Origin of the sequence: Sphingopyxis sp. (assembly GCF_035565275.1) — a bacterium.
GTDB lineage: Bacteria > Pseudomonadota > Alphaproteobacteria > Sphingomonadales > Sphingomonadaceae > Sphingopyxis.
Window position 1 is genome coordinate 1 of sequence record NZ_DATMST010000035.1, and the last position, 7,112, is coordinate 7,112.

The following is a 7,112-nucleotide window of genomic DNA, read 5'->3' on the forward strand; positions in this document are numbered from 1 at the left end:
GCCAGCGTCACCGCGCCGCACCGGCAGGCCGCGGTGCGCTTCCTGTCGCCGTCGCTGCGGGTCATGCTTCAAGCCCGGCCATGGCCGCGGCGATCGTCACGGGCGCCCTCGCGCGCGCGTACATGGCTTCCAGATAGGCGCGGAGCACCGGGGCCTCGTCCAGCAGCTCTTCTTCATTCGCCCAGTCGAGCGTGAAGGCGGCATTGAAATCGGCGACGGTCACCTGTTCGCCGACGATGAAGTCGCGCCCCTGCATATGCTGCTCGAGCACCGCGATCATCCGCCGGCCGTCACGTTTCGCCAAGGCGATTTCCGCGTCCGACTTCTCCTCGGGGGCATAGAGGAAGCTGTGCAGCGCGATCCGCCACAGCGGCGCCTCGATCTCGGTCATCAGGAAGAACAGCCAGTGGTGCATCCGGGCGCGATCTTCGGCGGTGTCGGGGATCAGCCCGCCGCCGGGAAAACGGTCGCCATATTTGTCGGCGAGATAGAGCTGGATCGCCGCCGATTCGCTGATCACCAGATCGCCATCGACCAGTACCGGCAGCTTTGCCGCCGGATTGAGCGCGCGGAATTCGGAGGTCCGGTTTTCGCCCGCGCCGATATCGACGGGAACGATCTCGTGCGCGAGGTCGAGCTCGTTCAAGAGCCACAATGCACGTAGCGCGCGGGTGGGCGGGGTGCCGTAAAGCTTTATCATCTTATTCGTCCTCTCAATCCTCCCTGTCGCGAAGCGATGGGGAGGGGGACCGCGCCCGAAGGGCGTGGTGGAGGGGCCGCGACGCCGGCGCCATTGGCCCCTCCGTCAGCGGCTTCGCCGCTGCCACCTCCCCATCGCTGCGCAACGGGGAGGAACAGCATTGGTCACGCCTCGACGATCGGCGCAAAGCCGCCATAGATCATGCGCGCGCCGTCGAACGGGTTGGTCGCGGGGTCGTGCTTCATCCGCTCGTCGGTCATCATCTTTTCCCAGCCCGCGGTGCGCGCTTCCTTGCTCGGCCATTCGACCCAGCTATAGACGACGGTCTCGCCGTCCTTCTTGTGCGCGGCGCGGGCATAGTCGGTGACCTTGCCATCGGGGACGTCGTCGCCCCACGCCTCGACGACGCGCGTCGCACCATGGTCACGGAACACTTCGGACGCTTTTTGCGCCAACGCGCGATACGCTTCCTTGTTGCCGTCGGGAACGGGCACGACATAGCCGTCGACATAACCGGTTGTACCGTCGGCGCGGTCGTCGAGGATCGAATCGAACCCGCCGATGATCATCCGCTTGCCGTCGAACGGCATTTCGCCGCCCATCTGCGCCATGCGCGGATCGCTCATCATCTTTTCGTTCGCCGCGTCGCGCGTCTGCTTGTCGGGATATTCGAACCAGCTGAACACGACGGTCTCGTCGTCCTTCGCCTGCACCGCGCCCTTCAGGTCGTTGACCTTGCCGTCGGGGACGTCGTCGCCCCAGCATTCGACCATCCGCGCGACGCCGAACTCCTTGAACAGCGGCGCCGCATCGGCGGCATGTTTGCGATAGGCTTCCTTGTTGGCGGTCGGGACCGCGACCACAAATCCTTCTACATAGGTCATCTTGTCTCTCCTTGGGGGGGTGGGAGGGGGTTTCAGGCGGCGGGTGGACCCGCTTCTTCGCTGAAGGCGGCCAGCTGCGCGTCCATCGCGCGCTGGAAGGCGGGGCGGGCGAGGCAGCGGTCGAGATACGCCTGGAGCCGCGGCTGCTCGGCGATCAGGCCGGCCTCGACGGCTTCGCGCAATACGGTCGCCATCGCGATATCGGCGACGGTGAATTCGCCCGTCAGATACTCCTTGTCGCCGATCGCGTCGTTCAGGCGGCCAAGCCGGCCCTGGATGAACTCGATCAGGCTCGGTCGGCGGAGCTTCGCCCATTCCTCGTCGGTCGAGAAGATGTCGACATTGCCGAGCTCGAACAGCATTGGCTCGACGCTGTTATAGGCGGCGAACAGCCAGGCGAGCGTGTTCGCGCGCTGCTGCGGATCGCGGGGCATCAGCCGCGCGTCCTTCTCGGCGAGGTGGAGCAGGATCGCGCCGCTTTCGAACAGGCGGATGCCGCCGTCGTTGAGCACCGGTACCTGCCCCCACGGCTGGAACAGGAAATGGTCGGCGGGGCGGTTGATTGCGCTGATCAGATGCTCGGCATAATCGATCCCGATCTCCTCGCAGGCCCAGCGCGGGCGCAGGTCGCGGACATAGCCGCGCGCGAAATCGGGGACCCAGTCGAAAGCGGTGACTTCGATGCTGGCGTTGGGGTTTACGGGCATGGCGGACTCCTCTCCTTGTCTTTTTCGGGGGATCAAAAGGGCGGCGGCGGTGGCGCCTTGTCGTCGAGGAAAGGCGTGACCATCGCGGCGATGCCGGGCGCTTCGGCCATGATCCCGATGTGCGAGGTCGCGGGCAGGATCGCGAGCCGCGCCTTGGGTGCTTCGGTCATGAAGCCTTGCAGGATGGTGGGAAGGTCATAGCCGCCGCGCAATTTGAACAGCGCGATCGTATGTTCCAGCGTGGTGCCGTCATTGTCGCCGGCGATGACCATCGTCTTGCCCTTGATCGCGCGGATTTCATCCTCGGGCCAGGCAAAGTCGGCGGCGTCCAGCGCCTTGATCTCGTTAACCAGCGTGGGAAACGCGTCGGGCGTCGGCGAGGTCTTCTTGTATCCGCTTTCGATCGGCGAACCCGCGAAGATTTCGGGGGTCAGGCTGGCGATGTTCTTGATCAGTTCGGGCGGCATGCCATCGAGCCGGTAGGCGCCCGAAATGATGACCTGCTTGCCGATCCGCCCGGGGTGGAGCATCGCGAGGCGCAGCGCGGTCGCGGCGCCCATCGAATAGCCCAGCACATCGGCCTTTTCGACCTTCAGCGCGGCAAGAACGCCGTCGGCGTCGTTTGCCATCCGGTCGTAGCTGAGGCCGCCCGGCGCATCGCCGGTGCGGCCGTGGCCGCGCGCATCGATCGCGATCACCGGCCGCGTTGCGGCGAGGGGGGCGATCAACGGCCCCATCGCGTCGCCGGACATGAAAGCGCCGTGAAGGACGAGCAACGGCGTGCGGCCCGACGCGAGGTCGCCGTAGACCTGATAATGGATGCGCGCGCCGTCGACATCGGCATAGCCGGTCTTGGCGGCAGCCGCTGCGGTGGCCGGGGCCTGTGTCCGGGCATGGAGCGGCCGGGGCGCCGCGGCCAGCAAAATTGCGGCGGCGAGCGCTGCCATAACGATAGGCGAACCGGGCGCACGGCGGTCGAAAGAGGGGAAGGTGGGGCGATATGCCATGGAATCTGTCCTCTCGTGTACAAGACGGCGCCTAGGCGCGTTTGCCTTTGAAATAGGCGACGATCGACATCGCGTGACCGTGGCCCAGGTCGAAATCGCGCTTCAGCCAGTCGATGATCGCGCCGGGCTTGATACCCGGGGCAAGGCCGCTTTTGTCGGCCAAGCCCTTTTCGATCGCGATGGCCTTCAATGCGTCGGCCGATTGGCCGGTCTTCGCTTCGACATTGTCGAGATAGGCCTGAAAACTCATTGCCCCGCTCCCGTCCGCAGCGGGATCAGCGCGCGGACGCGCGGATCGCGCAACCACAGGCCGCCCCACAGCATCAGGCCGAGGTAGACGCCGAACAGGATGTGGCTGAACAGCGGGCTGTTGATGCGGACATGCGTGGCGACCGCGCCGCCGAGATAGGCGGTGATCAGGATCGCACCGAGGATCGCGGTGCGCGGCCAGATAGTGAGCAAAGTCGGGACCAGCAGCAGGATCGCGAGCATATGCATCGTCGGCACGTCGAGCGGCCATCCGAGATCGGGCGGGCTGTATTTGATCGCCGTTTCGGGCGACGCGAGCTTGAGCCCGGCGTCGAAGAGGAGGAAGAGGATCACAAGGCCGCTCAAAACATGGCCTGCGATTATCTGACCCTTGCCGGGGACTGCGCCTGGGACTGCGTCGGTCATCTCTTCCTCCTCCCTTGGCGTCAGTTATGCTTCGGCTTCAGCGGGTGCGTCGGCGGGGATCGCGGTCGGGTCCATCCACATCACTTCCCAGATATGACCGTCGGGATCTTCGAAGCTGCGGCCGTACATGAAGCCGCCAAAGTCCTGCGTCGGGGTCGGGTCGGCCTTGCCGCCCGCCTTGACCGCCTTGTCGACCTGCGCGTCGACCGCCTCGCGGCTGTCGGCGGAGACGCAGATCAGCACCTGCGCGGTCGTGTGCGCGTCGGGGATCTTCTTCGAGGTGAAGGTGGCCCATTTTTCATGCGTCAGCAGCATGACGTGGATCGATCCTTCCTTGACCACCATGCAGGCGGCGGTGTCGTCGGTGAAGGCGGGGTTGTTCGCTGCGCCGACGGCCTCATAAAAGGCCTTCGACTTGTCGAGGTCGGTGACGGGCAGGTTCACGAAAATCATCTGGGGCATCTACTCTCTCCTTGAGGGGCGGTTGTTCGGGTTGGTTCGCGGCGCCGGCGATCGCCGGTCGTCCGCTGCGCCTGTCTTTTACCCGGCGGCAACTTCGGGCATCGGCTGCTCGCCGCTGGCAATCGCGGGGTCCATCCAGAAGGGGCTCCAGACATGGCCGTCGGGGTCGAGCAGGTCGCGGCCGTACATGAAGCCATGATCCTGCACCGGGTTGACGTCGGCGGTGCCGCCATGCGCCGCGCCCGCTTCGATCATCGCGTCGACGGCCTCGCGGCTGTCCATCGCGAGCGCGAGCGACACCTCGCTCGAACCGCGGGGTGCGATCGGGCGGTCGGTGAAGCCTTTCCATTTCTCGTGGGTCAGGATCATCACGAAGATCGTGTCGGACCACACCATCGCGGCGCCGGTCTCGTCGCTGAAGCGCGGCTCGTTCGTGAAGCCCAGCGCCTCATAAAAGGCCTTCGATTGGGCCAGATCGGCAACCGGCAGGTTCACGAAGATCATCCTGGGCATCTCGTCTCTCCTCGGGGATATCGGTTTGTCGATGTCAGCGTGCGCGGTGCGCGGCGGCAATTACCCGTCGCATCATGGCGCGCTTCCCGCGCCGAACAGCATCCGCACATAACGCTTCAGATGGGTGACGGTGCCGCGCGCGATCGCCGGATCGTTCGTTGTTTTGGCCAGAACGAAGGCGCCCTGCAGCACCGACTGGACATGCTGGGCAAGGCCGAGTGCGGTGACATCTTCAGGCACGCCGTAAACATCCATCGCGGCCTGAATGTCCGGCGCGAGCGCCTGGCAATAGGCGTTGATGCTCGCCTCGCACGCCGCGCGGATGCGATCGTTGGTCGCATAGGCTTCCTGCACCATCGTGCCGACGAAGCAGGTGTAATCCTCGGTCGGCCCGTCGAGCATCGACAGGCGAAAATCGATATGGCCGAGCAGGCGGTCGAGCGGATCGCCCAGCTTCACATGCGGCGCCAGCTCGAACATCGGCCGCGCGCGCTCGGTCCAGCCTTCGGCCGCCGCAATCGCCAGCTCTTCCTTCGATGCGAAATGGTGGAAGAAGGCGCCCTTGGTCACCCCTGCCGCCGCGCAGATCTGGTCGACCGTCGTTGCCGAATAGCCTTGCTTGCGCACCGTCGCATGCGCCGCGGCGATCAGTCTCGCCCGCGCGCTGCCACGCGGCGCGCGTTCGCTGGCAGTGCCGGCACCGGCAATACCGCCGCCCGCCGGGGGGACATCGCGGGCGGCGGCTGCGGGGACAGAAGGGGGCTGATTGGTCGTCATGCGAATCAACATACCGACTGGTTGGTATGTTGTCAAATCCGGCTCGAACCCGACGCTACGCGGCACTTTCGCCAACTTCCGAAAAAGACTCGACCTCCCCGCTACTTCGCCTAAAAAGGCTTCGGAACAAAGGGGGCACAACGGGGCTGTTCCGGGGGGAATATGGTCGCAGTCGTTTCAACCACGGCCTATCTCGGCATCGAAGCGCGCGGGGTTGAGGTGCAGTGCCAGATCACGCCCGGCGTGCCGCGCTTCGTCGTCGTCGGCCTGCCCGACAAGGCGGTGGGCGAAAGCCGCGAGCGCGTGCGTGCCGCGATCGCCGCGATCGGCCTGTCGCTCCCGCCCAAGGTCATCACGGTCAACCTGTCGCCCGCCGATCTTCCGAAGGAGGGCTCGCACTACGACCTGCCGATCGCGCTTGCGCTTCTGGGCGCAATGGGTGTCGTCGATCCCGAGACGCTCGCGTCTTACGTGGCCGTCGGCGAACTTGGCCTCGACGGACGCGTGACGCCGTCCCCCGGCGTACTGCTCGCCGCGATCCACGCCGGCAGCGTCGAGCGCGGCCTGATCTGCCCTGCGGCGCAGGGCCCCGAAGCGGCATGGGCGGGGAATGTCGAGGTGATCGGTGCGCCCGACCTTCTGTCGCTGCTCAATCATTTCAGGGGCCATGCGCTGCTGGCGCCGCCGGTGCCGGGAGAGGTCGAGATGCCGGCGCGCGCTGCCGACCTGTCGCAGGTCAAGGGACAGGAAACTGCAAAGCGCGCGCTCGAAATCGCCGCGGCGGGCGCGCATAATCTGATGATGTCGGGACCGCCGGGCGCGGGCAAGTCGCTGATGGCGGCGTGCATGCCCGGCATCCTGCCCGACCTCACCCCCGCTGAAGCGCTCGAAGTATCGATGATCGCATCGGTCGCCGGGAGCCTCGAGGGCGGCCGCCTCGTTCGCGCGCGGCCGTTTCGCAGCCCGCATCATTCGGCGTCGATGCCTGCGCTCGTCGGCGGCGGGCTGCGCGTGCGGCCGGGCGAGGTCAGCCTCGCGCATCTGGGCGTCCTGTTTCTCGACGAGCTGCCCGAATTCCAGCGAGGTGTGCTCGATTCGCTGCGCCAGCCGCTCGAGACGGGCGAGGTCAGCGTCGCGCGCGCCAATGCGCATGTCACCTTCCCGGCGCGTGTCCAGCTTGTCGCGGCGATGAATCCGTGCCGGTGCGGCCATCTCGGCGATCCCGCGCTAGCGTGCAGTCGTGCCCCGCGCTGCGCCGCCGATTATCAGGCAAAGCTGTCGGGTCCGCTGCTCGACCGCATCGACCTGCATGTCGAGGTGCAGGCGGTGAGCGCCTCGATCACCTGGCGCTGGACGGGCTACAACATGGTCATCATCCTTGCGGGCC

10 protein-coding genes and 1 pseudogene are annotated in these 7,112 nt (G+C 66.1%); 1 reads left to right on the forward strand and 10 read right to left on the reverse strand.

Features of this window, described 5'->3' with window-relative positions; genetic code table 11:
• Nucleotides 1-61 precede the first annotated feature (61 nt).
• The 10 genes and pseudogenes from VN047_RS02425 to VN047_RS02470 all read right to left on the reverse strand — a co-directional run bounded on the left by VN047_RS02425 (nt 62) and on the right by VN047_RS02470 (nt 5,725).
• Nucleotides 62-700 carry a glutathione S-transferase family protein gene (locus VN047_RS02425; protein WP_325539668.1) on the reverse strand — a complete coding sequence of 213 codons (639 nt, stop codon included), beginning with the start codon at nt 698-700 and terminating at the stop codon, nt 62-64.
• Nucleotides 701-864: 164 nt separating this feature from the next.
• A complete protein-coding gene (locus VN047_RS02430; RefSeq protein WP_325539684.1) occupies nt 865-1,269 on the reverse strand; it encodes a DUF1428 domain-containing protein in 405 nt (134 codons plus the stop codon).
• 18 nt (nt 1,270-1,287) lie between these two features.
• Nucleotides 1,288-1,584, reverse strand: a pseudogene (locus VN047_RS02435) (DUF1428 domain-containing protein); the annotation flags it as partial.
• 32 nt (nt 1,585-1,616) lie between these two features.
• Complete coding sequence (locus VN047_RS02440; protein WP_325539670.1) at nt 1,617-2,291, reverse strand: glutathione S-transferase family protein; 675 nt, start codon at nt 2,289-2,291, stop codon at nt 1,617-1,619.
• A 32-nt stretch (nt 2,292-2,323) separates the two neighbouring features.
• Nucleotides 2,324-3,298 (reverse strand): alpha/beta hydrolase, encoded by a 975-nt coding sequence (locus VN047_RS02445; RefSeq protein ID WP_325539672.1) that lies wholly within the window; start codon nt 3,296-3,298, stop codon nt 2,324-2,326.
• Nucleotides 3,299-3,329: 31 nt separating this feature from the next.
• On the reverse strand, nt 3,330-3,548 hold the full coding sequence (locus VN047_RS02450) for a DUF4287 domain-containing protein (protein WP_325539674.1): 219 nt from the start codon (nt 3,546-3,548) through the stop codon (nt 3,330-3,332).
• Nucleotides 3,545-3,973, reverse strand: coding sequence for a DoxX family protein (locus tag VN047_RS02455; RefSeq protein ID WP_325539676.1), 429 nt, complete (start codon nt 3,971-3,973; stop codon nt 3,545-3,547). Before VN047_RS02455 ends, VN047_RS02450 begins: the two co-directional genes overlap by 4 nt.
• A gap of 24 nt (nt 3,974-3,997) precedes the next feature.
• Nucleotides 3,998-4,435 (reverse strand): VOC family protein, encoded by a 438-nt coding sequence (locus VN047_RS02460; protein ID WP_325539678.1) that lies wholly within the window; start codon nt 4,433-4,435, stop codon nt 3,998-4,000.
• A gap of 78 nt (nt 4,436-4,513) precedes the next feature.
• The gene (locus VN047_RS02465; RefSeq protein ID WP_325539680.1) at nt 4,514-4,948 is read right to left on the reverse strand and encodes a VOC family protein; all 435 of its coding nucleotides are present in this window, start codon (nt 4,946-4,948) and stop codon (nt 4,514-4,516) included.
• Between the two features lie 72 nt (nt 4,949-5,020).
• Nucleotides 5,021-5,725 (reverse strand): TetR/AcrR family transcriptional regulator, encoded by a 705-nt coding sequence (locus tag VN047_RS02470; protein ID WP_325539682.1) that lies wholly within the window; start codon nt 5,723-5,725, stop codon nt 5,021-5,023.
• Nucleotides 5,726-5,887: 162 nt separating this feature from the next.
• Here VN047_RS02470 and VN047_RS02475 point away from each other — a divergent pair.
• On the forward strand, nt 5,888-7,112 hold a 1,225-nt coding region (locus VN047_RS02475), incomplete at its 3' end, for a YifB family Mg chelatase-like AAA ATPase (protein WP_325539683.1).

Bases quoted from the DNA above. Each gene is read 5' to 3' on its own strand.
- VN047_RS02425 (WP_325539668.1), bottom strand. From the start codon at position 700: ATGATAAAGCTTTACGGCACCCCGCCCACCCGCGCGCTACGTGCATTG.
- VN047_RS02430 (WP_325539684.1), bottom strand. From the start codon at position 1,269: ATGATCATCGGCGGGTTCGATTCGATCCTCGACGACCGCGCCGACGGT.
- VN047_RS02440 (WP_325539670.1), bottom strand. From the start codon at position 2,291: ATGCCCGTAAACCCCAACGCCAGCATCGAAGTCACCGCTTTCGACTGG.
- VN047_RS02445 (WP_325539672.1), bottom strand. From the start codon at position 3,298: ATGGCATATCGCCCCACCTTCCCCTCTTTCGACCGCCGTGCGCCCGGT.
- VN047_RS02450 (WP_325539674.1), bottom strand. From the start codon at position 3,548: ATGAGTTTTCAGGCCTATCTCGACAATGTCGAAGCGAAGACCGGCCAA.
- VN047_RS02455 (WP_325539676.1), bottom strand. From the start codon at position 3,973: ATGACCGACGCAGTCCCAGGCGCAGTCCCCGGCAAGGGTCAGATAATC.
- VN047_RS02460 (WP_325539678.1), bottom strand. From the start codon at position 4,435: ATGCCCCAGATGATTTTCGTGAACCTGCCCGTCACCGACCTCGACAAG.
- VN047_RS02465 (WP_325539680.1), bottom strand. From the start codon at position 4,948: ATGCCCAGGATGATCTTCGTGAACCTGCCGGTTGCCGATCTGGCCCAA.
- VN047_RS02470 (WP_325539682.1), bottom strand. From the start codon at position 5,725: ATGACGACCAATCAGCCCCCTTCTGTCCCCGCAGCCGCCGCCCGCGAT.